At 76.7% G+C, this 22175-nt stretch carries 21 protein-coding genes; 13 read left to right on the plus strand and 8 right to left on the minus strand.

Features of this window, described 5'->3' with window-relative positions:
* Positions 1–34: 34 nt before the first annotated feature.
* On the plus strand, positions 35–760 hold the full coding sequence (locus Cpa01nite_RS03115; RefSeq protein WP_203667295.1) for a TetR/AcrR family transcriptional regulator: 726 nt from the start codon (positions 35–37) through the stop codon (positions 758–760).
* A gap of 42 nt (positions 761–802) precedes the next feature.
* Positions 803–1027, plus strand: coding sequence for a DUF3107 domain-containing protein (locus tag Cpa01nite_RS03120; protein WP_203667296.1), 225 nt, complete (start codon positions 803–805; stop codon positions 1025–1027).
* A gap of 60 nt (positions 1028–1087) precedes the next feature.
* On the opposite strand, the gene Cpa01nite_RS03125 is transcribed toward Cpa01nite_RS03120, so the two are convergent.
* Entirely contained in the window at positions 1088–1846 is a 759-nt protein-coding gene (locus Cpa01nite_RS03125) for a ferritin-like fold-containing protein (RefSeq protein WP_203667297.1), read from the minus strand.
* 142 nt (positions 1847–1988) lie between these two features.
* On the opposite strand from Cpa01nite_RS03125, the gene Cpa01nite_RS03130 reads away from it, so the two are divergent.
* Positions 1989–3251 carry an MFS transporter gene (locus Cpa01nite_RS03130; RefSeq protein ID WP_203667298.1) on the plus strand — a complete coding sequence of 421 codons (1263 nt, stop codon included), beginning with the start codon at positions 1989–1991 and terminating at the stop codon, positions 3249–3251.
* 300 nt (positions 3252–3551) lie between these two features.
* Entirely contained in the window at positions 3552–5276 is a 1725-nt protein-coding gene (locus Cpa01nite_RS03135; RefSeq protein WP_373307308.1) for a DEAD/DEAH box helicase, read from the plus strand.
* A 250-nt stretch (positions 5277–5526) separates the two neighbouring features.
* Here the strand turns inward: Cpa01nite_RS03135 and Cpa01nite_RS03140 are convergent, their stop codons facing one another.
* From Cpa01nite_RS03140 to Cpa01nite_RS03150, 3 genes are read right to left on the minus strand one after another with little or no spacing between them, the layout of a single operon-like run.
* The gene (locus Cpa01nite_RS03140) at positions 5527–6402 is read right to left on the minus strand and encodes an oxygenase MpaB family protein (protein ID WP_203667299.1); all 876 of its coding nucleotides are present in this window, start codon (positions 6400–6402) and stop codon (positions 5527–5529) included.
* Positions 6403–6459: 57 nt separating this feature from the next.
* A complete protein-coding gene (locus tag Cpa01nite_RS03145) occupies positions 6460–7083 on the minus strand; it encodes a MarC family protein (protein ID WP_203667300.1) in 624 nt (207 codons plus the stop codon).
* Complete coding sequence (locus Cpa01nite_RS03150) at positions 7080–7922, minus strand: PHP domain-containing protein (protein WP_203667301.1); 843 nt, start codon at positions 7920–7922, stop codon at positions 7080–7082. Before Cpa01nite_RS03150 ends, Cpa01nite_RS03145 begins: the two co-directional genes overlap by 4 nt.
* Positions 7923–8002: 80 nt before the next feature.
* On the opposite strand from Cpa01nite_RS03150, the gene Cpa01nite_RS03155 reads away from it, so the two are divergent.
* Positions 8003–9571 (plus strand): aminopeptidase P family protein, encoded by a 1569-nt coding sequence (locus tag Cpa01nite_RS03155; protein WP_203667302.1) that lies wholly within the window; start codon positions 8003–8005, stop codon positions 9569–9571.
* 94 nt (positions 9572–9665) lie between these two features.
* On the opposite strand, the gene Cpa01nite_RS03160 is transcribed toward Cpa01nite_RS03155, so the two are convergent.
* Positions 9666–10424, minus strand: a complete 759-nt coding sequence (locus Cpa01nite_RS03160) for a YflT domain-containing protein (protein ID WP_203667303.1) — start codon at positions 10422–10424, stop codon at positions 9666–9668.
* 173 nt (positions 10425–10597) lie between these two features.
* Here Cpa01nite_RS03160 and Cpa01nite_RS03165 point away from each other — a divergent pair, with 173 nt between their 5' ends.
* The 5 genes from Cpa01nite_RS03165 to galK all read left to right on the plus strand — a co-directional run bounded on the left by Cpa01nite_RS03165 (position 10598) and on the right by galK (position 15909).
* Positions 10598–11929 (plus strand): magnesium transporter MgtE N-terminal domain-containing protein, encoded by a 1332-nt coding sequence (locus Cpa01nite_RS03165; protein ID WP_203667304.1) that lies wholly within the window; start codon positions 10598–10600, stop codon positions 11927–11929.
* Positions 11922–12524 carry a DUF1003 domain-containing protein gene (locus Cpa01nite_RS03170; protein ID WP_203667305.1) on the plus strand — a complete coding sequence of 201 codons (603 nt, stop codon included), beginning with the start codon at positions 11922–11924 and terminating at the stop codon, positions 12522–12524. Before Cpa01nite_RS03165 ends, Cpa01nite_RS03170 begins: the two co-directional genes overlap by 8 nt.
* Before the next feature lie 63 nt (positions 12525–12587).
* Complete coding sequence (locus Cpa01nite_RS03175) at positions 12588–13754, plus strand: Mrp/NBP35 family ATP-binding protein (RefSeq protein ID WP_203667306.1); 1167 nt, start codon at positions 12588–12590, stop codon at positions 13752–13754.
* A 59-nt stretch (positions 13755–13813) separates the two neighbouring features.
* Positions 13814–14641 carry a DeoR/GlpR family DNA-binding transcription regulator gene (locus tag Cpa01nite_RS03180; protein WP_203667307.1) on the plus strand — a complete coding sequence of 276 codons (828 nt, stop codon included), beginning with the start codon at positions 13814–13816 and terminating at the stop codon, positions 14639–14641.
* Between the two features lie 5 nt (positions 14642–14646).
* A complete protein-coding gene (galK, locus tag Cpa01nite_RS03185) occupies positions 14647–15909 on the plus strand; it encodes a galactokinase (RefSeq protein ID WP_203667308.1) in 1263 nt (420 codons plus the stop codon).
* A gap of 188 nt (positions 15910–16097) precedes the next feature.
* On the opposite strand, the gene Cpa01nite_RS03190 is transcribed toward galK, so the two are convergent.
* The gene (locus tag Cpa01nite_RS03190; RefSeq protein WP_203667309.1) at positions 16098–16775 is read right to left on the minus strand and encodes a helix-turn-helix domain-containing protein; all 678 of its coding nucleotides are present in this window, start codon (positions 16773–16775) and stop codon (positions 16098–16100) included.
* 56 nt (positions 16776–16831) lie between these two features.
* On the opposite strand from Cpa01nite_RS03190, the gene Cpa01nite_RS03195 reads away from it, so the two are divergent.
* Positions 16832–18160, plus strand: a complete 1329-nt coding sequence (locus tag Cpa01nite_RS03195) for an MFS transporter (RefSeq protein WP_203667310.1) — start codon at positions 16832–16834, stop codon at positions 18158–18160.
* 15 nt (positions 18161–18175) lie between these two features.
* Here the strand turns inward: Cpa01nite_RS03195 and Cpa01nite_RS03200 are convergent, their stop codons facing one another.
* Together Cpa01nite_RS03200 and Cpa01nite_RS03205 are read right to left on the minus strand one after the other, a co-directional pair.
* On the minus strand, positions 18176–18988 hold the full coding sequence (locus Cpa01nite_RS03200) for an exodeoxyribonuclease III (RefSeq protein ID WP_203667311.1): 813 nt from the start codon (positions 18986–18988) through the stop codon (positions 18176–18178).
* Between the two features lie 69 nt (positions 18989–19057).
* A complete protein-coding gene (locus tag Cpa01nite_RS03205; RefSeq protein WP_203667312.1) occupies positions 19058–20326 on the minus strand; it encodes a TetR/AcrR family transcriptional regulator in 1269 nt (422 codons plus the stop codon).
* Between the two features lie 85 nt (positions 20327–20411).
* Between Cpa01nite_RS03205 and Cpa01nite_RS03210 the strand changes: the two genes are divergently transcribed.
* Together Cpa01nite_RS03210 and Cpa01nite_RS03215 are read left to right on the plus strand one after the other, a co-directional pair.
* Positions 20412–21350 carry an ATP-binding cassette domain-containing protein gene (locus Cpa01nite_RS03210; RefSeq protein WP_203667313.1) on the plus strand — a complete coding sequence of 313 codons (939 nt, stop codon included), beginning with the start codon at positions 20412–20414 and terminating at the stop codon, positions 21348–21350.
* A complete protein-coding gene (locus Cpa01nite_RS03215) occupies positions 21347–22156 on the plus strand; it encodes an ABC transporter permease (protein ID WP_239068485.1) in 810 nt (269 codons plus the stop codon). The genes Cpa01nite_RS03210 and Cpa01nite_RS03215 overlap by 4 nt, the downstream gene beginning before the upstream one ends.
* Positions 22157–22175 lie beyond the last annotated feature (19 nt).

Below are 22175 nucleotides of genomic sequence, written 5' to 3' on the forward strand. Positions count from 1 at the left end.
CCGGAGGCAGCGGGCGCGGCCCTATCATCGCCCGATGGACCAGCCCCCGGCCGGCCGCGGACGCCCGGCGCGCATGCCCCGCGCGCTCCGCCGCGCCCAGGTCCTGGCGATCGCCCAGGAGCTGTTCACCTCCGAGGGCTTCCACCACGTCTCGATGGACGACATCGCGGACCGCGCCGAGGTCAGCAAGCCGGTGCTGTACCGGCACTTCCCCTCGAAGCTCGACCTGTACCTCACGGTCGTGGACGCCCGCGGCGACGAGCTGCTGTCCGCGGTCGACGCGGCCGTGGCCACGCACCCGCCGGGCGAGGTCCGCCCGCACGACGCCCGCGCCATCCTCACCGGCGTCGTGCGCGCGTACGTCGACTTCGTGGACGGGGCGGGCGAGTCGTCGGCGCTGCTGTTCGAGTCGGACGTGCGGCACGACCTCGAGGTGCGCGCCCGGGTCGAGCGCGCGACCGAGGCGGTCACCCGGCGGCTGGAGGCCGTGCTCGCGGACGTGGCCGGCGTGCCGCCGGAGACGGCCGCCCTGCTGGCGCCGTCGGTCGCCGCCACGGCGCAGGCCGCCGCCACCCGCCGGCTGCGCGCCCCGGGCGCCGCGTCCGCGCGGGACACCGCCGCCCTGGTCGCGCGCCTGGCCTGGGGCGGGGTCGCCGGGTTCCTGCCCGGGGCCGAGGAGCCCGACGACGGGACCGACCCCGTGTCCACCCAGCGCGAACGTGGCCCGCTCGACGGCCCCGCGGGCGCGCGCCCGGCCTAGGATGACCGGGCAGCGACACGACGGACGAGGAGACGACGAAGCGTGGACATCACGATCGGTGTGCAGAACCTGCCCCGCGAGCTGGTGATCGAGTCGGACCAGACGGCCGACGAGGTCACCGCCGCCGTCACCGAGGCCCTGAACGGCAAGCCGGTGCTCGAGCTGGTCGACAACCGGGGCCGACGCGTCATCGTGCCGTCCGCCTCGATCGGCTACGTCGAGATCGGCACGGAGTCGAAGGGCCGCGTCGGCTTCGGCGCGATCTGACCCCTGACGCAGCGACGCCCCCCGCACCGGCCGGTGCGGGGGGCGTCGTCGTCGGTGGGCTCAGGCGGTCAGGCCCAGGCGGGACATCCGGCGGGTGTGCTCCGCGGTGAGCTCGCCGAACAGCTTGCCGGGGGCCGCCGCGTCCGCCTCCGCGGCCGCCGCCCCCGCGGGCTCGGCGGCCGGCGCCGCCGGCTCATCCGCCGCGCGCCCGGCCTCCGCGGCCTCGCGGCGCGTCACGAGGCGGCCGAGCCCGGGGTGCGCCGACATGGCCTGCTGGACGACGCCGAGCGCCTCGCCGACCAGCCGGCGGCCCCAGAGCGCGAGCCGGGACACCAGCACCTCGTCCTGCGCGCCGGCCGCCTCGAGCTCGCCGACGGCGAGGTTCGCGTGCTCGGCGTCGTCGAGCACCTCGAGCAGGAGCGCGCGCGACCGGTCGTCCACGGCGGACGCGGCGATCCGGCAGAAGTCGTCGGACACGCCGTCGGCCACGTAGGACCGCAGCAGCCGCTCCCACCACGTGCTCGGCTGGGTCCGCGAGTCGAAGTCCTCGAGCAGGCGCGCGTACGCGCCGAGGCACCGCTCGGGCTCGCCGCCGAGCTCGACGACGCGGGCGAGCACGCGGTCGCGGCGGTCCACCGCGGCGGCGGCCAGCCGGCTGAGCTCCAGCTGCTGGGCGGTGCTGGGGGCGACGCGGGCGTCCTCGGCGAGCCGGTTGAAGGCGACGTGCTGCAGGTGGGCGACCAGCCCGAGCAGCTCGACGGTGTCGGCGGCCTCGGGGGCGTGCGCCGCCTGGGCGTCCTGGTGAGCGACCTCGGTCATCCGCCCAGGGTACCGCCGGGGTCGCGGGAGGCTCTCGTCGCGCCCGCGACCGCCCGGTACGATGGGCGGCGCTGAGGGACATCGGACGCGACCTGGAGGCGGGGAGGCGCGTCGCCCGTCTCGTGCACCCGGAGGGTCCCTCGTGTCCGCCCTGAGCGCCTACGCGCGTCTGTTCCGCCTGGCCGGCCCGGCCTACGTCCTCGTCGCCTTCCTCGGCCGCCTGCCCATGGCGATGGCCCAGCTCGGCACCCTGCTGCTCGTCTCCACCGCCACCGGCACCTACGGCCTCGGCGGGCTCGCCGCGGGCGCGCTCGCCGTCGCGAACGCGGTCGGCGCCCCCGTCGCCGGCGGGCTGGCCGACCGGTTCGGGCAGCGCCCCGTCGTCCTCGTGCAGTCGGTCGCCGGCGCCGCCTCGCTCGCCGCGCTGACCCTGCTCGCGCACGCCGACGCCGGCGGCGCCGTGCTCGTCGTCGTCGCTGCGGTCACCGGCCTCGCGCTGCCCCAGGTCGGGCCGCTCGCCCGGGTGCGCTGGCGGCCGATCACGTCCGGCACCGGCCCCGAGCAGCGCCGGCTGGTCGACGCCGCCTTCTCCTACGAGGGCGCCGTGGACGAGGCGTCGTTCGCGATCGGCCCCGCGCTGGTCGGCGTCGTCGCCGTGTGGCTGTCCCCCGCCGGCGCGCTGGTCACCGCCGCCGTCCTCCTGGCGGTGTTCGGCACGGCGTTCGCGCTGCACCCGACCGCCCGCCGCACGGCCACCGGCCCGCACGCCCGGCCGACCGGGCGGCTGCTGACCGGCGCGTTCGCGGTGCTCGTCGTCGCGCAGGCGGCGGTCGGCGTCCTGTTCGGCGCGACCCAGACGGGCACGACCGTGCTCGCCACCCAGGCGGGCCAGCCCGGCCTCGCGGGCCTCATCCACGCCGTGCTCGGCGTGGGCAGCGCCGCCGCCGGCATCGGCACCGCGTTCATCCCGGCGCAGATCGGGCACGAGCGCCGGGTGCTGGCCGCGGCGTGCGCGCTGGTCGCGCTGTCCTGGCCCCTGCTGCTCGTCGACTCGCTGCCCGCGCTGACGGCCGCCGTCGCGGTCCTCGGGTTCGCGGTCGCGCCGTACATGATCGGCGTGTTCTCGCTCGGCGAGCGGGTCGTCCCGGCCGGGCGCACCGGCGCGGCGATGACGGCCCTCGCCTCGGCGACCGGCGTCGGCTACGCGCTCGGGTCGAGCGTCGCCGGCCGGCTCGCGGACGTCTCCGGGCACACGGCGGCGTTCGCCGTCACCGTGACGACGACGGCCGTCGCGCTGCTGGTCGCGGCGACCCAGCAGCGGCGGCTGCGGTCCGCGGTGCGCGCCGCGGCGGACGCTCCCGAGCCGGCCGGCGACGCCGCGGCTCCGGCCGTCGTCGCGGGCTGACGGGACCCCGGGCGGGCCCGCGGACGACCCCGCCCGGCGCCGGCGGGCCCGCGCCGGACCGGCCGCCGCCCGCGCCGTTCCCGCGGTCCGGGCGTCGCTGCGCGTATCATCGGGCGTGTTCATCGGTTGCCCGGTCGTCCCGACCACGGTGCGCCGAGCGAACCGCGGCGCCCCGGCGCCCGGCCCGCGCTCGACTGACTTGCACGATCGGCTGCCGGACCACCTGTGGCGATGCCCGTCGCGGGCCCCCTCGCGGGACGCGACGCGCGGCACGCCACCTTCACGAGTGAAGAGCAGTCCGTGACCTCGACCGACCCCACCACCGACGCCGGCCTCGCGCCCGAGGACGTCGCCGTGGAGACCATCGACACCCCGACCGCCGCCTCCGTGCAGGCCGCCGACGTGACCTTCGCGGACTTCGACGTCCGCCCGGAGATCGTCCAGGCGCTCGCCGACGCCGGCATCAGCACCCCGTTCCCCATCCAGGCGATGACCCTGCCCGTGGCGCTGTCCGGCCACGACATCATCGGCCAGGCCAAGACCGGCACCGGCAAGACGCTCGGCTTCGGCGTCCCGCTGCTGCACCGGGTCGTCGCCCCCGGCGAGGAGGGCTTCGACACCCTGCCCGCGCCGGGCAAGCCGCAGGCGATCGTCATCGTCCCCACCCGCGAGCTCGCGGTGCAGGTCGCGGGCGACCTCGAGACGGCGTCGAAGCGCCGCTCGGTCCGCATCTCGCTGCTGTACGGCGGCCGCGCGTACGAGCCGCAGATCGAGATGCTGCAGCGCGGCGTCGAGGTCGTCGTCGGCACGCCGGGCCGCATGATCGACCTGATGAACCAGGGCCACCTCGACCTGTCGCGCATCACGTGCGTCGTGCTGGACGAGGCCGACGAGATGCTCGACCTCGGCTTCCTTCCCGACGTCGAGAAGCTGCTGGCCCGCACCCCCGCCTCGCGGCACACGATGCTGTTCTCGGCCACGATGCCGGGCGCCGTCGTCGCCATGGCCCGCCGCTACATGACCCAGCCGACGCACATCCGCGCCAGCGAGCCGGACGACGCCGGCCAGACGGTCAAGAACATCAAGCAGGTCGTCTACCGCGCGCACGCGCTCGACAAGGTCGAGGTGCTCGCCCGCATCCTGCAGGCCGAGGGCCGCGGCCTGACGATCGTGTTCGCCCGCACCAAGCGCACCGCCGCGAAGGTCGCCGACGAGCTCGTCGAGCGCGGGTTCGCCGCCGGCGCGCTGCACGGCGACCTCGGCCAGGGCGCGCGCGAGCAGGCGCTGCGCGCGTTCCGCAACGGCAAGGTCGACGTCCTGGTCGCCACCGACGTCGCCGCCCGCGGCATCGACGTCGACGACGTCACGCACGTCGTCAACTACCAGTGCCCCGAGGACGAGAAGACCTACCTGCACCGCACCGGCCGCACCGGCCGCGCGGGCAACAAGGGCACCGCGGTCACGTTCGTCGACTGGGACGACGTCCCGCGCTGGTCGCTCATCGACAAGGCGCTCGAGCTCGGCTTCCCGGAGCCGCAGGAGACCTACTCCTCGTCCCCCCACCTGTACACCGACCTCGACATCCCCGCGGGCACGAAGGGCCGGCTCCCCCGCTCGAAGCAGACCCGCGAGGGCCTGGGCGCGGAGGTGCTCGAGGACCTCGGCGAGACCGGCAAGCGGCACTCGTCGGGCCGGGACTCGGGCGGGCGCGACGGCGGCCGCGGCGGCCGTGACCCCGGCGGGCGCTCCGGCTCCCGCGACGGCGGGCGTGGCGAGGGCCGCGAGCGGTCCGAGGGCGGCGAGGGTCGCTCGCGCAGCCGTCGTCGGGGTGGCTCGGGCTCCGGGGACGCGGCCGCGGTCGCGCCGGCCGAGGGCTCGACCGGCCCGTCGGAGTCGACCACCGGTCCCGCCGAGGGCCGCGAGGAGGGCTCGGCCCCGCGCCGTCGCCGCAACCGCCGCCGCACCCGCGGCGGCCAGGGCGGCGCGTCCGGCGAGCAGGCGCCGGCCGCTCCCGCGGAGGTCTGAGCCTCCCGCAGGACGACGACGAGGGCGCCCCGGCCACCCGGCCGGGGCGCCCTCGCGCTGTACCCGGGGGTGCGGCGACCTGGGGTCGCGGCGTTCCCGGGGTGCGGCGAACCCGCCGGCGCGCCCGGCGAGGTCGTCACAACCCGGCGAGGTCGTCACTCGTTTGTGACGACCTCGCCGCGATATGACGACCTCACGGCGAGGTCGAGGGTTCCGCGGGGGTCGGGGTGGCCGCGTCTCGGCGCGCGCGTCAGGGCGTCGCGTCCGCCGTCGGCGGGGCCGGGGTCGTCGCCAGGGCCCAGCGGATCAGGCGGGTGATCGCGTGGCCGCCCGCGGGGGCGAGGCTCGCGTCCAGCCACGGCACGTCCGGGAGGCCGAGCGGGGCGCGCGCGGCGCGGGGCAGGCCCGCGATCGCCGCCGCCGCCAGCACCCCGTACGGCAGCCGCACCGGCACGGGCAGCGGGGGGTCGGCCAGCAGGAACTCCGCCGCCTCCCGCGCCGCGGGCGTGCCGCGCAGCTCCGGGAGGTACGAGTCGAGCGCCGCGTGCAGCCCGGCCGCCGTCTCGGGCAGGTCCTCCGCGCCGAGCGCGCGCCCCACCCGCGCCGACTGCGCCACGTAGGCGTCGCAGCCCGCGGCGTCGAGCGGCCGCGCCCCGTAGCGCTGGTGCGCGGTGAGGAACGCGTGCGCCTCCGTGATGTGCACCCACCGGAGCAGGTGCGGGTCCGAGGCGGCGTACGGCTCTCCGTCCTCCGTCACGCCGGTGATCCGGTCGTGGATCGCCCGCACCGTCGCGACCGCCTGCTCCGCGTGCTCGGCGGTGCCGAACGTCGTGACCGCGAGGAACGTGCTGGTGCGCTGCAGCCGGCCCCACGGGTCGCCGCGGTAGCCGGAGTGCGCCGCCACGGCTGCCATCGCCAGCGGGTGCCAGGACTGCAGCAGCAGCGCCGTCAGCCCGCCGACGAACATGGACGCGTCGCCGTGCACGCGCCGGATGGCGTCGTCGGGCCCGAACCAGCGCGGGCCCGGGGTCAGGTGGATGCGGTCGCGCACCTGCGGGCCGCGCGGGCCGGCGACGCGGGCGAACAGCTCGTCGCCGAGCCGGCCGCGGAGGGACGGAGTGCTCACGCGCCGATCCTCGCCCCGCGGCGCCGCATCGGCGACCCCGCGGGCGCCGCGCGGGCGCTACGCCGCCTTGACGAACGCCGTCACCGCGTCGGCCACCAGCTGGACCGCGATCGCCGCGAGCAGCAGGCCCGCGATCCGGGTGACCAGCGTGGTCCCCGAGTCGCCGAGCAGCCTGTGGATGAACCCCGCGAACCGCATCGCCAGCCAGAGGCACACGTGCACCAGCACGATGCCGACGGCGATCGCGACCCAGTCGGCCGCCGTCCCGTCGCTCTGCTGCACGAACACCATCACCGCGACGATCGCGCCCGGCCCCGCGAGCAGCGGCGTCCCGAGCGGCACCAGCGCCACGTTGACCTTGGAGTTGCCGGACGGCTGCGGCTCCTCGGACTTGCCGGTCAGCAGCTCCATCGCGACGAGCAGGAGCAGCAGGCCGCCGGACGCCTGCAGCGCGGGCAGCGAGATGTGCATGTAGGACAGCAGGCTCTGCCCGAACACCGCGAACGCCAGGACGACGCCGAACGCGACGAGGATCGCCTGCCGGGCCGCCCGGTTCCGCTGCTGCCGGGTCATGGCGCCGGTCAGGCCCAGGAAGATCGGCACGGTCCCGGGCGGGTCCATGATCACGAACAGGGTGATGAAGACCTCGGACAGCAGCCGCCAGTCGAGCACCGCGCTCATCCGCGCACCACCGCCGTGCGGCCGCGGCGCTCGATCTCGGCGAGCACCTCCGGCGCGGTCGTGTTCTCGCCCAGCAGGTTCTCCTTGCCGGTGCCGTGGTAGTCGCTCGACCCGGTGACCAGGAGCCCCAGCCGGTCGGCGAGCGCCGTCAGCCGCGCGCGCTGCTCCGGGGTGTGGTCGCGGTGGTGCACCTCGAGCCCGGCGAGCCCCGCCTCCGCCAGCTCCTCGACGTCGGAGTCCGGCACGACGCGGCCGCGGCCGTCGGCGCCGGGGTGCGCGAACACCGGCACCCCGCCGGACGCCAGGACCGCCTCGACGGCCTCGACCGCCTCCGGCGCGTAGTACGGCACGTAGTACCGGCCGCGCGCGGACAGCAGGTCGTCGAAGGCCGCGGTCCGGTCCGGCACGATCCCCAGCGCCACCAGGGCGTCGGCGATGTGCGGGCGGCCTACGACGGTTCCGGGCGCCTGCTGGGCGAGCACGTCGTCCCAGGTGATCGGCAGGTCCTCGGACAGCCGCTCGACGATCGCCCGGCCCCGGTGCAGCCGCGCGTCCCGGGTCTGCGCGAGCACGCCGGCCAGCGCCGGGTCCGCGGGGTCCTGCAGGTAGGACAGCAGGTGCACGCTCACGCCGCGCGACAGGGCGGACACCTCGGTGCCGGGGACCAGGGCGACGCCGAGCCGGCGGGCGGCGTCGGACGCCTCGCCCCAGCCGGCGGTGGTGTCGTGGTCGGTCAACGCGACGACGTCGAGCCCCGCGGCCGCGGCCGACGCCACCAGCTCCCCCGGGGTCTCGGTGCCGTCGGAGACCGACGAGTGGGTGTGGAGGTCGATGCGCACCGCGCAAGGCTACTCACCGGTACGGGTTCCCTCGGCCACCGCCCGCCCGCGACGCCGCGCGCCGGTGCCAGACTGGGGCCATGGTCACCGATCCCACGCCCGAGACCCCCGCGCCCGCCCTGACCGAGCCCGCCGCGGACGCGCAGACGCTCGCCGACCGCGGGTCGAACCGCAGCCAGCGCCCGCAGTCGGCCGCGTTCCTCGACTGGGTGACGTCCGGCTGGGCCGAGCGCCCCGCGAGCACCGCCGCCGCCGGCGACGCCGCCCCGTTCACCGCCGCGCGCCGCGCCCGCCTCGCCGCCGCGTTCCCGGGCGAGCGCCTGGTGGTCCCGGCCGGCGCCTACAAGGTGCGGTCGAACGACACCGACTACCGGTTCCGCCCGCACTCGGCGTTCGCGCACCTGACCGGGCTCGGCGCGGAGCAGGAGCCCGACGCGGTGCTCGTGCTGCACCCGGCCGCCGACGGCGAGGGCGACGAGCTGCCCGGCGGCGGCCGGTCCACGCACCGCGCCGTGCTGTACATGCGGCCGCTCGCGGGCCGGGACACCGAGGAGTTCTTCTCCGACGCCCGGTACGGCGAGTTCTGGGTCGGCCCGCGCCCGACGCTCGAGGACATGGCGACGGTCACCGGCATCGCGACCGCGCACAGCGACGACCTCCGCGACGCGCTGGCCAAGGACGCCGGTGCCGACGGCGTGCGGATCCTGGTCGTGCCGGGCGTCGACGAGGCGGTGGACGCGGTCGTCGAGGAGATCCGCGCGGCCGAGGACGCCGGCGAGCGCGACGCCACCCTGGTCGAGGCGCTGTCCGAGCTCCGGCTGCTCAAGGACGAGCACGAGGTCGCCGAGCTCCGCAAGGCCGTCGCCGCGACCGCCGAGGGCTTCGAGCAGGTCGTCCGCCGGCTGCCGGAGGCGGTCGCGCACCGCCGCGGCGAGCGGGTCATCGAGGGCACGTTCCTGTCCCAGGCGCGGGTCGAGGGCAACTACGTCGGCTACGAGACGATCGCCGCGGCCGGCGCGCACGCGACCACGCTGCACTGGACCGACAACGACGGGCAGGTCCGCGACGGCGAGCTCGTGCTCATCGACGCGGGCGTCGAGGTCGACTCGCTCTACACCGCCGACGTCACCCGCACGCTGCCGGTCGACGGGACGTTCACCGACGCCCAGCGCCGGGTCTACCAGGCCGTGCTCGACGCCGCGGACGCCGCGTTCGCGGTCGCCGTGCCGGGCAACCGGTTCCGCGACGTGCACGCCGCCGCGATGGAGGTCATCGCGGCCCGCCTGGACGAGTGGGGCATGCTGCCCGTCCCCGCCGCCGAGGCGCTGTCCCCCGAGGGCCAGCAGCACCGGCGCTGGATGGTGCACGGCACGAGCCACCACCTCGGCCTGGACGTGCACGACTGCGCGCAGGCCCGCCGGGAGATGTACCTGGACGCGGTGATCGAGCCGGGCATGGTGTTCACGATCGAGCCGGGCCTGTACTTCCAGGTCGACGACCTGCGCGTCCCGGAGGAGCTGCGCGGCATCGGCGTCCGGATCGAGGACGACGTGCTCGTGACCGCCGACGGCAACGAGAACCTGTCCGCCGCGCTGCCCCGCCGGCCCGAGGACGTCGAGGCGTGGATGGCGGGCCTGCTCGCCGGCTGACGCCGCGCGGGACGCCCCGCCACGGCCGACGGCCCCGGCCCCCTCGAGCGAGGGGGCCGGGGCCGTCCGTCGTCGTGCGCGGGGGCCGCGCGGGTCAGTCCTGCTTCTCGGGACCCGGCTGCCCGGGCTCCGGGGCCGGCGGGGTGGCCGGCGGCTGCGGGGCGAGCTGGCCGTAGCGCGGCTCGGCGGGCGGCTGCGGGGCGAGCTGGCCGTACCGCGGCTGCGCCGGCGGCTGGCCGGGCTGGCCGGGCTGGCCGGGTGCGACGGGCGGCTGGCCCGGCTGGCCCGGCGCCGCCTGCGGGTACGCCGCGGCCGGGTCGGACGGGCGGGCGCCCATCGGCTGCGCCGGCGGCACCGGGGTGGCCGCGCCCACCCGCACGCCGCCGACCTCGCGCAGCATCTGCCGGGCGTCGTGCGCGCGCTCGGTGCGGCACAGCACCGCGTACTGCGCGGCGACGATCTGGCTCTGCGAGGTGAAGTCCCGCTTGCCGCGGCTGGTGGCGTAGACCAGCACGGCGAGCAGCAGACCCGCCGCGCCGCCGAACAGCACGGCGGCGAGCAGGATGCCGGACGACCCGCCGGACAGCAGGAACAGCAGGCCGATGAACACGCCGAACCACGCCCCGGAGCCGAACCCGCCCATCGCGACGCGGGCGTAGGTGAGGCGGCCGGTGACGCGCTCGACCATGCGCAGGTCCGTGCCGACGATCGTCACCATCTGGACCGGGAACTCGTGGTCGGAGAGGTGGTCGACGGCCTTCTGGGCCTCGAGGTACGTGCCGTAGGACGCGACCGTCTCGCCCTGGGGCAGGGTGGGCGTCTGGGGGATGCGGGCACCGCCGGAGAACGACATGCCTCCATCCTCGCCCTCCAGGGGTGCTCGGCGCCAGGTGACCAGGCCGCTGCGCAGCGGATTCGTGGCCGGCGTCCAGCATCCGGCCAGGTTCGCGCCGCACCACGGACCCGGTCCGCCGCCCCGCGCGGCCGCCGCGCTGAACGCCCGGGGCGGCGTCTACGCTGACCACCGTGAGCGGCACCGGGACCCGAGTCTTCGTCGCGCGCCTCGCGGGCACCAACGTCTTCGACCCCATCGGCGACCAGGTCGGCCGCGTGCGCGACGTCGTCGTCCTGCTGCGCCCGAAGGGTGCTCCCCGAGCGGTCGGCCTGGTCGTCGAGGTGCCCGGCAAGCGCCGCGTGTTCCTGCCGCTGACGCGCGTGACCGCGATCGACGCCGGCCAGGTCATCTCGACCGGCCTGGTGAACATGCGCCGGTTCGAGCAGCGGCCGTTCGAGACCCTCGCGGTCGGCGAGCTGTTCGACCGCACGGTGCAGCTCGCCGACGGCTCCGGCACGGCGACGGTCGAGGACGTCGCGATGGAGCGGCAGCGCAACGGCGACTGGCTGGTGTCCAAGGTGTTCGTGCGCCGGCACACCGGCCGCACCGGGCTCCTGCGCCGCCGCGGCGAGCCCGAGCTGCTCGACATCGACGCGATCGCCGGGCTGGCCCGGACGGCCGCCGACGCGCAGGGCGCCGCGCTGCTGCTGGCGCAGTACGACGAGCTCAAGCCCGCCGACCTGGCCGACGTGCTGCACGACATGGGGTCGACCCGCCGGATGGAGGTCGCGGCCGCGCTGGACGACGAGCGCCTGGCCGACGTCCTCGAGGAGCTGCCCGAGGACGACCAGGTGGCGATCCTGTCCCACCTCGAGCGCACCCGCGCCGCCGACGTCCTCGAGGCCATGCAGCCCGACGACGCCGCTGACCTGCTCGGTGAGCTGCCCGACGACCAGCAGGCCGAGCTGCTCGCGCTCATGGAGCCCGAGGAGGCGCGCGACGTCCGCCGGCTGCTGGCGTACGAGGACAACACCGCGGGCGGCCTGATGACGACCGAGCCGGTGATCCTGGGCCCGGAGACGCCGATCGCGGCGGCGCTGGCCCACGTGCGGCGCAAGGACCTGACGCCCGCCCTCGCGTCGATGGTGTTCGTGGTGCGGCCGCCGCTCGAGACGCCGACCGGGCGGTTCATCGGCGTGGTGCACCTGCAGCGCCTGCTCCGCGAGCCCCCGCACGAGGCGATCGGCGCCCTGGTCGACACCGACATCGACCCAGTGCCCGCCGACGCGCCCCTGCTCGCGGTGACCCGTCGCCTGGCGACCTACGACCTGCTCGCGATCCCCGTCGTCGACGACGACCGCCGCCTGCTCGGCGCGGTCAGCGTCGACGACGTGCTCGACCACCTGCTGCCCGAGGACTGGCGCGAGACGGACGAGGAGGTGCAGCCCGTGCCCGCGGGCGAGGTGCCCGCCGTGCGCGCGTCCGGCCGGGGCCCGATCCCGAGGGGAGGCCGCCGTGGCTGACCGTCTCGACACCCCGAAGGCCGCCCGCCGGTCGCTCCTGCCCAAGCTGGAGGACGACGCCTTCGGCAAGGTGTCCGAGGGCATCGCCCGGTTCATGGGCACCCCGCGGTTCCTGCTCTGGCTGAGCCTGTTCTGCGCGGCGTGGCTGATCTGGAACTCCTGGGGCCCGGAGAACCTGCGGTTCGACAAGGCCGCCAACGGGTTCACCGCCCTGACGCTCATGCTGTCGCTGCAGGCGTCCTACTCGGCGCCGCTCATCCTGCTCGCGCAGAACCGGCAGACCGACCGGGACCGCGTGCAGGCCGAGCAGGACCGGCAGCGCGCCGAGCGGAACCTCGCGGACACCGAGTTCCTGGCGCGGGAGATGGCCTCGCTGCGCATCGCGCTGTCCGAGGTCGCGACCCGCGACTTCGTGCGGTCCGAGCTGCGGAACCTGCTGGAGGAGCTGGTCGAGGAGCGCGAGGCCGCGGAGGACGACGCCGCGGACGGCTCCCGCGACGCCGCCGCCCGGGACCGGGTCGACCGGGGCCGCGCCGACCGCGCGCGCGACCGGCGCGCCGCCGCGGAGGACCGGGGCCGGAGCACGACCGCCTGACCACTCACGGGGCCGGGACCGGGTCCCGCGGGTGGGCGTGGCGCCGGTCCTACGATGGACGGCATGTCGCCCGCCGTGGACCCCCGTGACCCCGAGGCCGTCGCCGCCGCCGTGCGGGAGGCCCTCACCCGGGTGGTCGACCCGGAGATCCGGCGGCCGATCACGGACCTGGGCATGGTGCGGTCGGTCGACGTCGACACCACCCCCGCCGCCGGCGCGCTCGTCACCGTCGGCATCGACCTGACGACCGCGGGCTGCCCGCTGCGGGACACGATCACGAAGGACGTGACCGCCGCGGTGCGGTCCGTCGAGGGCGTCGCCGACGTGCGGATGGCGCTCGGCGTCATGAGCCCGGAGCAGCGCGCCGCCCTGACCGAGCGGCTGCGCGGCGGGGCCGAGCCGGAGATCCCGTTCAGCAAGGCGACCTCGCTGACCAAGGTGTTCGCGATCGCGTCCGGCAAGGGCGGCGTCGGCAAGTCCTCGGTCACCGCGAACCTGGCCGTCGCGATGGCCGAGCAGGGCCTGCGGGTCGGCGTCGTGGACGCGGACATCTACGGCTTCTCGATCCCGCGGATGCTCGGCGTCACGCAGCCGCCGACCCGGGTCGACGAGATGCTGCTCCCGCCGATCGCGCACGAGGTCAAGGTCATCTCGATCGGCATGTTCGTCCCGCCCGGCCAGCCCGTCGTGTGGCGCGGGCCGATGCTGCACCGCGCGCTGCAGCAGTTCCTCGCGGACGTCTTCTGGGGCGACCTCGACGTGCTGCTGCTCGACCTGCCGCCCGGGACCGGGGACATCGCGATCTCGGTCGCGCAGCTGCTGCCCGGCTCCGAGCTCGTCGTGGTGACCACCCCGCAGCTCGCCGCGGCCGAGGTGGCCGAGCGCGCCGGCTCGATCGCCACCCAGACCCGGCAGGGCGTGGTCGGCGTGGTCGAGAACATGGCCTGGCTCGAGCAGCCCGACGGCTCGCGGCTCGAGCTGTTCGGCTCGGGCGGCGGCGCGCGGGTGGCCGAGGGGCTGTCCCGGTCGACCGGGACGACGGTGCCCGTGCTCGGCCAGGTGCCGCTGGACATCCGGCTGCGCGAGGCCGGCGACGGCGGCACGCCGGTCGTGCTGACCGACCCGGACTCCCCCGCGGCGGTCGCGCTGCGGGGCGTGGCGGCCGCGCTGACGTCGCGCTCGCGCGGCCTGGCCGGGAGGTCCCTCGGCCTGACGCCGGTCGGCCGCTGACGCCGCGCCCCCGCGGCCGCGATGTTGGTTCCTGTGCGGTCGTGGTGGATACTGTCGCGGTGCTCGCGAGCCAGCGTCAGGACCGCATCCTCGCGGAGGTGCGCGCCCACGGAGCCGTCCGCGTCGCCGACCTGGTGGACCGGCTCGACGTCTCCGAGATGACCGTCCGCCGCGACATCACCGAGCTCGACCGCGCCGGCCTGGTGCGCCGGGTGCACGGGGGCGCGGTGTCCGCCGACCCGGACGCCGCCGCGGGGCGGCCCACCGACGAGCCGGCCTTCGCCGAGAAGAGCACCTGGGCCACCGCCGAGAAGCGGGACATCGCGGCCCTCGCGGCCGCCACGGTCGAGCCCGGCCAGGCGATCGCCCTCTCCGCGGGCTCGACGGTGCACCTGCTCGCCCAGCGGATCGCCGCGGACCCGGCGCTGCGCCCGCTGACGGTCGTGACCAACTCCCTGCCCGTCGCGCACACGCTGCACCACGCCGCGGTCGACCCGGCCGGGCTCGACGTCATCCTCAGCGGCGGCACCCGCACCCCGTCCGACGCCCTGGTCGGCCCGGTCGCCGACACCGCGTTGACCACGCTGCGCGTCGACCGGCTGTTCCTCGGCGTGCACGGGCTGGACGAGTCGGGTCTGATGACCCCGAACCTCGCCGAGGCCGCCACCGACCGCGCGCTGCTCCGCTGCGCCGCCGCGGTGACGGTGCTCGCCGACCACACGAAGTGGGGGGTGGTCGGGCTCGCCCGCATCGCCGCCCTGGAGGAGGTGGACGTCGTCGTGACCGACACCGGCCTCCCGGAGCCCGCCCGGGCGGTGCTGGCCGACGCCGGCTGCGCGCTGCTGACCCCCGACGACACGACCGACCACCAGCCCGAGGAGCGATGACGCGCATGGAGCAGCAGCACGAGACGACACCCGTCTGGGTCCAGGCCTGGGACCCCGCCGAGGGGTCCGAGCGCGTGCGCGCGCTGTTCGCCGACCGGTTCGGCGCCGAGCCCGACGGCACCTGGTCCGCGCCGGGCCGGGTCAACCTGATCGGCGAGCACACCGACTACAACGGCGGCCTCTGCCTGCCGTTCGCCCTCCCCCACCGCACCTACGTGGCCGTGCGCCGCACCGACGGCGACGCCGTCCGGCTGGTGTCGGCGCAGGAGACGTCGGGGGTCCGCGAGGTCGCGCTGTCCGAGGTCGCCCCCGGCACCGTGAGCGGCTGGCCGGCGTACGTCGTCGGCGTGGCGTGGGCGCTGCGCGAGGCGGGCCACGACGTCGGCGGGTTCGACATCGCGGTCGACTCCTGCGTCCCGTACGGCGCGGGCCTGTCGTCCTCGGCCGCGCTGGAGTGCGCCGCGGCGGTCGCGATCGACGCGCTGTACGGCCTGGGCCTGGCCGGCACGGCGGAGCAGCCGGACGACGCGGGCCGCACCGCGCTGGCCGAGGCCTCCATCCGCGCGGAGAACGAGATCGCCGGCGCCAGCACCGGCGGCATGGACCAGGCGGTGTCGCTGCGCGCCCGCTCGGGCCACGCGCTGCTGCTCGACTGCCGCGACGGGTCCACCCGGCACGTGCCGTTCGACCTGTCCGCCCACGACCTGGCGCTGCTCGTCATCGACACCAAGGCGGAGCACGCGCTCGTCGACGGCCAGTACGCCGCCCGCCGGGCCGCGTGCGAGGAGGCCGCCTCCCGCCTCGGCATCGCGACGCTGCGCGAGATCGACCTGGACGGGCTCGGCGACGCGCTGGCCGCGCTGGCGCACGGCACCGGGCCGGTCGGCGAGGGCCGGGACGAGGTCGAGGTCCTGGTCCGCCGGGTCCGGCACGTGGTCACCGAGATCGCCCGGGTCGAGGAGTTCGTCGCGCTGCTCGACGACGACCGGGTCGAGGAGGTCGGCGCCCCGATGGACGCGTCGCACGCCTCCCTGCGGGACGACTACGAGGTGTCCTGCCGCGAGCTCGACGTCGCCGTCGAGGCGGCGCGCGAGGCCGGCGCGCTCGGCGCCCGGATGACCGGCGGCGGCTTCGGCGGCTCGGCGATCGCGCTCGTGCGCGCGGGCGCGGTCGACGAGGTCGCGGCCGCCGTCGCGGCGGCGTTCGCGGCCGAGGGGCTGCACGCGCCGGCGTTCCTGGTCGCGACCGCGAGCGCCCCGGCGGCCTGACCCGGCCGGCGCGCACGCCCCGCGCGCTGCACGCCCCGCGCGCCGCGCCGCACGCCCCGCGCGCCGCGCCGCACACACCCCGCGCACCGCACGCCGCGCTCCGCACGCCGCCGAACCTGCAGAAGTTGCGGGGTTCCCGCGCCGGGAACCCCGCAACTTCTGCGATCTCGACGCGCGATCGCGGCGCGCTACGCGCGCGGGAGGCGGCCGGCGTCCTCGTGCAGGGCGAACAGGACGGAGTACGGGCGCCCGCCCGGGGTCGGCCGGCGCTCGGCGAGCTCGGTGAAGAACGCGTCGACGCGGTCCATCAGCTCGTCGTGCTCGTCGGCGCTGAGCCGGACGCCGAGCCGGGTCATCCGCACCGAGTCCGGGTCCGCCTCGGCGACCTCCTCGACGAACGTCGAGACCATGAGCTGCCACTTGCCCGGGAAGTCCGGCGCGCGCCACGACTTCCGGGTGGCGCGGTACGGCACCTCGCGGGAGCCGCGGGCGCCGCGCCGCACCGGGTCGGCGGCGAGGAACCCGCGGTCGACGAGCGTGCGGACGTGGTGCAGGACGGTCGCGGGGTTTCGGCCGAGGCGGTCGGCGATCTCGCGGTTGGTCAGCGCCTCGTCGAGGCACATCCGCAGGATGCGCAGCCGCACCGTGGACGCGAGCGCGCGGGCGTCGGCGTCGCGCTCGGCCGGGTCGGCGGAATCGGTCGGGTCGGCGGGGTCGGCCGGGTCGGCGGGGTCGGCCGGGTCGGCGGGGTCGGCCGGGTCGATGAAATGGGCCGGGTCGGCGGAGTCGGTCGGGTCGGCGCCCGGGCCTGCGGCGGCGGGCGCCGGCAGGGCCCACTGCGGGTCGGGCGTGCGCGCGGTGGCCATGCCCCGATCCTAGCGACTGATTGACATCTCCCAATCAGTGACGCCACGCTGGTGCCATGTCCACCCCCGCACCCGCCGGGCCGCCCCTCGGCGCGCCCGGCCCGGCCGAGCCCCGTCCCGCGGAGCCCGAGGCCCCGGCGCCCCGACGGTCGCTCGCGCGGCACCCGGACTTCCGGCGGCTGTGGGTCGGCGACGCGTTCGGGCAGCTCGGCTTCCAGCTGACCGGCATCGCGCTGCCGGTGCTGGCGGTGCGCGACCTCGGCGCGACCGAGTGGCAGATGGGCCTGCTCACCGCCGCCGAGACCGCGGCGTTCCTCGTCATCGGCCTGCCGACCGGCGCGTGGGTCGACCGGATGCGCAAGCGCCGGGTGCTGATCACGGCCGACCTGGTGCGGGCCGCGACGCTCGCGGTCGTCGTCGCCCTGGCGCTCACGGGCCACGCGTCGATGGCGGTGCTGTACGCGGGCGCCCTGGTGATGAGCGTGGCGACGGTGTTCTTCGACGTCGCGCACCAGTCGTACGTCCCCGGGCTGGTGGGGCTGGCGCACGTCGGCGAGGGCAACGCCAAGCTGCAGGCCACGCAGTCGGTCGCGGGCGTCGCCGGGCCGGCCCTCGGCGGGGCGCTGCTGCGCGTCGTCGTCGCGCCCGTGCTCCTCGCGGTGAACGTCGTGACGTACCTGGTCTCGGCGCTGGCGCTGTCCCGGATCCGGACGGTCGAGGAGCTGCCGGCGCGGGAGCACCGCCGGCCGCTCAAGGACGAGATCGCCGAGGGGCTCGCCTTCGTCGTCCGGCAGCCGCTCCTGCGGCGGATCGTCGCGTGCACCGCCATCGGCAACCTGTTCGGCGCGGTGTCGACGGCGGTCGTCGTGATCTTCGCACTGCGCGAGCTCGGGCTGGACGAGGCCGCCTACGGCACGGTGCTGTCCGCGTCCGCGGTCGGCGGGCTGCTCGGCGCGGTGGCCTCCGACCGTCTGGTGCGCTGGTTCGGCGAGGGGCGGGTCATCCCGCTGTCGGCACTCGCGTTCGCCCCCGGGGCCGCCCTGACCCCGCTCGCGGCGGTGCTGCCGTTCCCGCCGCAGGCGACGCTCGTCGCGGGCGGCGTGCTGTTCTACGGCGCGGTCGTCGTCTACAACGTGGCCCAGGTGAGCTTCCGGCAGCGGGTGTGCCCGCCGCCGCTGCTCGGGCGGATGAACGCCTCGGTGCGGTTCATCGTGTGGGGCACGACGCCGATCGGCGGGCTGCTCGGCGGCTGGCTCGGGCACACGCTCGGCGCCCTCCCGACGCTGTGGATCGCGGCCGGCGGGGCCGTCGTCGCATCGCTGCCCGTGCTGCTGTCGCCGCTGCTGCGGATGCGCGAGCTGCCGGGGGCGCCGGAACCGCGGTGACGCCCCCGGCGCGCGTCAGACGTCGTAGGTGACGACCACCGGCGCGTGGTCGCTGAACCGCGCGTCGTACGTCGCGGCGCGGTCGATGTCCACGGTGCGCACCCGCTCGGCGAGCGACGGCGTGGCCAGCTGGTAGTCGATCCGCCAGCCGGAGTCGTTGTCGAACGCCTGGCCGCGCCAGGACCACCACGTGTACGGGCCGGGGCCCTCGCCGCCGTGCGCGCGGCCGAGGTCGACCCAGCCCTGCTCGTCGAACCACGTGTCGAGGTAGGCGCGCTCCTCCGGCAGGAAGCCCGCCGCCTTGCGGTTGCCGCGCCAGTTCTTGATGTCGACCTCGCGGTGCGCGATGTTGAGGTCGCCCGCGACGACCACGTCCGCGCCCTCGCCCGCGAGCTCGGCGAGTCGCTTGGTCATCACGTCGAGGAACGCGTACTTCTCGTCCATCTTCGGCGTGCCGGCCTGGCCGGAGTGCACGTAGGCGGACACCACGGTGACCACCCGCGGCTCCGCGCCGTCGACGGCCGGCAGCTCGAGGTCCGCCTCGACCCAGCGGCCGCTGTCCGCGGGCACGCCCGTGCCGATCCCGATCCGGACCGCCCGCATCGGCAGCCGGGACGCGATCGCGACGCCCGCGCGGCCCTTGGTCTCGCTCGCCTCGTGGGCGAGGTGCCAGTCGGCGGCGGCCAGGTGGTCGGCGAGGATCTCGTCGGAGGCGCGCACCTCCTGCAGCAGCAGGACGTCCGGCCGCCGGGCCTCGATCCAGTCGGCCATGCCCCGCTTGAAGGCGGCCCGGATCCCGTTCACGTTCGCAGTCGCTACCGTCAGCACGCGGACCATCCAACCTCATGCCACCGACATCCCCGGACGCCGCGGGCGCCCGCCGGGGCCGGGCGGGGGTCAGCCGGCGGCCTCCCGGCGCGCGGCCTCGCGCGCCTCCGCCCGCGCCACCGCCGCCGCGACGCCGTCGAGCATCAGCCGCAGCCCCCAGTCCGGGTGCCCCTCGTCGTCCGGCGCCTCCGCGCCGTCGTCGAACGCCCCCGCGTCCAGCGCCTCGGCGAGCACCGGGTGCGCCTCGGGGTCGGTGACGGCGCGCAGCACGGCGGCGTAGTCCATCAGCGCGGGGTGCGCGGCCGGACCGGGCGCCGCCTCCTCCCCCGCACCACCGCCCGCGGCACCCGCGGCACCCGCGGCACCCGCCGCCGCCCGCGCCGCCATCGCCTCGGCCGCCACGACCTGCCCCTCGGCGAGCAGGTGCAGCGACAGCCGGCCGACGACGGCGGTCTTCTCCGCCCAGGTCAGCGGCGTGCCGTCGAGCGCCTGCAGACCCCGGTCGAGGAACGCCACCCTCGCCGGGCCCGGCAGCGCCGCGACCACCGGCGTCTGCATCGTCCACGGGTGCCGCGCGGCGAGGGCGAGCTGGTCGTGGCACCACCGCTCGAGCGCGACCCGCCACGCGGGCGCGCCGGGCGAGGACGGGGGCGCGCCGCCGCCGTCGTCCGCCGTCTCCGCGGCCCGCCCGAGCGCGGTGTCGAGCATGAGCGCCAGCAGGTCGTCCTTGCTCGACACGTACCGGTAGAGCGCCATCGTGGTGACGCCGAGCCGCTCGGCCACGCGCGCCATCGACACCGCGCCGAGCCCGTCCGCGTCGGCGAGCGCGATGGCCGCGTCGGCGATGCCCGCGAGCGTGAGGCCCGGTCGGGGTCCCCGGCGACCGGCGGGCGCGGGACGCCAGAGCAGCGCGAGGCCCGGGGGCAGCGCCGGGCCGGCCGCGTCGTCGCCGGGCTCCGCGGCCGCCAAGGCCCGCAGGCGCGCGCGCTCGACCTGCCGGGCGGCGCGCTGTGCGGCGAGGTCCGCGTCCAGCGCCGCCTTCTGCGCGTCGCGCTCGGCGCGGTCGGCCTCGCGCTCGACCTCGCGGACGGCGCGCTCCTGCTCGGCGCGGAGGCGGTCGGCCTCCTTCTCGGCGGCGCGCGCGGCCTTCTCCCGGTCCCGCTGCGCCTTCTCGGCGTCCCGGCGTGCCCGCTCCCGGTCCTTCTCGGCCCTGGCGGCCTCCTTCTGCGCGGCGCGCGCGGCCTTCTCGCGGTCCCGGCGGAGCGCCTCGGCGTGCCGGCGCGCGTGGTCGTCGTCGCGTCCGCCGGAGTCGGCCGGTCGCTCGTCGTCGGGCTGCATCGGGCTCCTTGACCGTGGGCGTGAGAACTGTGTACAACATACACACCGCATATCCGTGTACGACGTAGACAGAAAGGAGCCGGCGATGGACACCCCGATGATCGAGACCCGGGCGCTGCGCAAGGCGTTCGGGTCGACCACCGTGCTGACCGGCGTCGACCTCGCGGTCCCCCGCGGCCAGGTGCTCGGGCTGCTCGGCCCGAACGGCGCGGGCAAGACCACCACCGTCGAGGTGCTCAGCACGCTGCTGCGGCCCGACGGCGGCAGTGCCACCGTCGCCGGGCACGACGTCGTGCGGGAGCCCGGCCGGGTGCGCGAGGCGATCAGCCTCACCGGCCAGTACGCGGCCGTCGACGAGCTGCTCACCGGCCGGGAGAACCTGCGGCTGATGGCACGGCTCGCGCACCTGCCGCGCGCCGCCGGGCGCGCCCGCGGCGAGGAGCTGCTCGGGCTGTTCGACCTCGGCGACGCCGCCGACCGGCTGGTCCGCACCTACTCCGGCGGGATGCGCCGCCGGCTCGACCTCGCGGTCGGCCTGCTCACCCGGCCCGCCGTCCTGTTCCTCGACGAGCCCACCACGGGCCTCGACCCGCGCAGCCGCTCCGACCTGTGGGCGGTCATCCGGGACGTCGTCGCCCAGGGCGCCACCGTGCTGCTCACGACCCAGTACCTGGACGAGGCCGACGCGCTCGCCGACCGGGTCGCCGTCCTCGACCACGGCCGCGTCATCGCCCAGGGCACCGCGGCCGAGCTCAAGCGGCAGGTGGGTGCGGCGCACGTCGAGCTGCAGCTGGCCGACGGACGGACCGAGCGCGTCGCGACCGACGCGTCGGTGCCCGACGTCCGCCGCATCCTCGCCGACGTCGAGACGCGCCGGCTGCCCGTCGAGTCCTGGCGCGTCGCCGTGCCGACGCTCGACGACGTGTTCCTCACCCTCACCGGCCGCCCCGCCGACACCGCGTCGCCCTCCGGCGACCCGGCGGCCGACGACGGCGCGGCCCTGCTCGCCCGGGAGGCGTCGTGACCACCACCGCCCTCGCGCCCGCGCGCGCGACGACCCGCCCGCCGGCCGGCGGCTGGGCCCTGCAGGACACCGCGGCGATGATCGGGCGCAGCCTGCGCCGCTCGCTGCGGACGCCGGACACGCTGATCATGGGCATCGCGCTGCCGGTCATCCTCATGCTGCTGTTCGTGTACGTGTTCGGCGGCGCGATCCAGACCGGCCAGGCCGCGTACGTCGACTACGTGGTGCCGGGCATCGTCCTGCTCTGCGCCGGGTACGGCGCGGCGACCACGGCCGTCTCCGTGGCGTCCGACATGACCGGCGGGCTGATGAACCGGTTCCGCACCCTGCCGGTGCGACCGGTCGCCGCGCTGACCGGGCACGTCGTCGAGTCCGTGGTGCGCAACGCGGTGTCGACGACGCTGGTCGTCGGCGTCGCGTACGCGGCCGGGTTCCGGCCCACCGCGGGACCCGGCGAGTGGCTGGCGGTCGCCGGGCTCGTGCTGCTGTACGTGCTCGCGCTGACCTGGACCGCGGTGTGCATCGGCATCGTGTCGTCCGGGCCGGAGGCGGCCAACGGCTTCACGTTCGCCATCATGTTCCTGCCCTACGTGTCGAGCGCGTTCGTGCCGCCCGAGTCGATGCCGCGGGTGCTCGAGTGGGTCGCGACCTACCAGCCGGTGACGCCGGTGACGGACACCGTGCGGGCGTGGCTGGTCGGCGCGCCCGGCGGGCAGCCGCTCGTGGCGCTGGCGTGGTGCGCGGGGCTGCTCGTGGTCGCGCGGCTGACGGCCGCCTGGCTGTTCCGGCGGCGCGCCACGCGCTGAGGGCGGCCTGCTGCACGAC

This window comes from Cellulomonas pakistanensis, assembly GCF_016862755.1.
Lineage (GTDB): Bacteria > Actinomycetota > Actinomycetes > Actinomycetales > Cellulomonadaceae > Cellulomonas > Cellulomonas pakistanensis.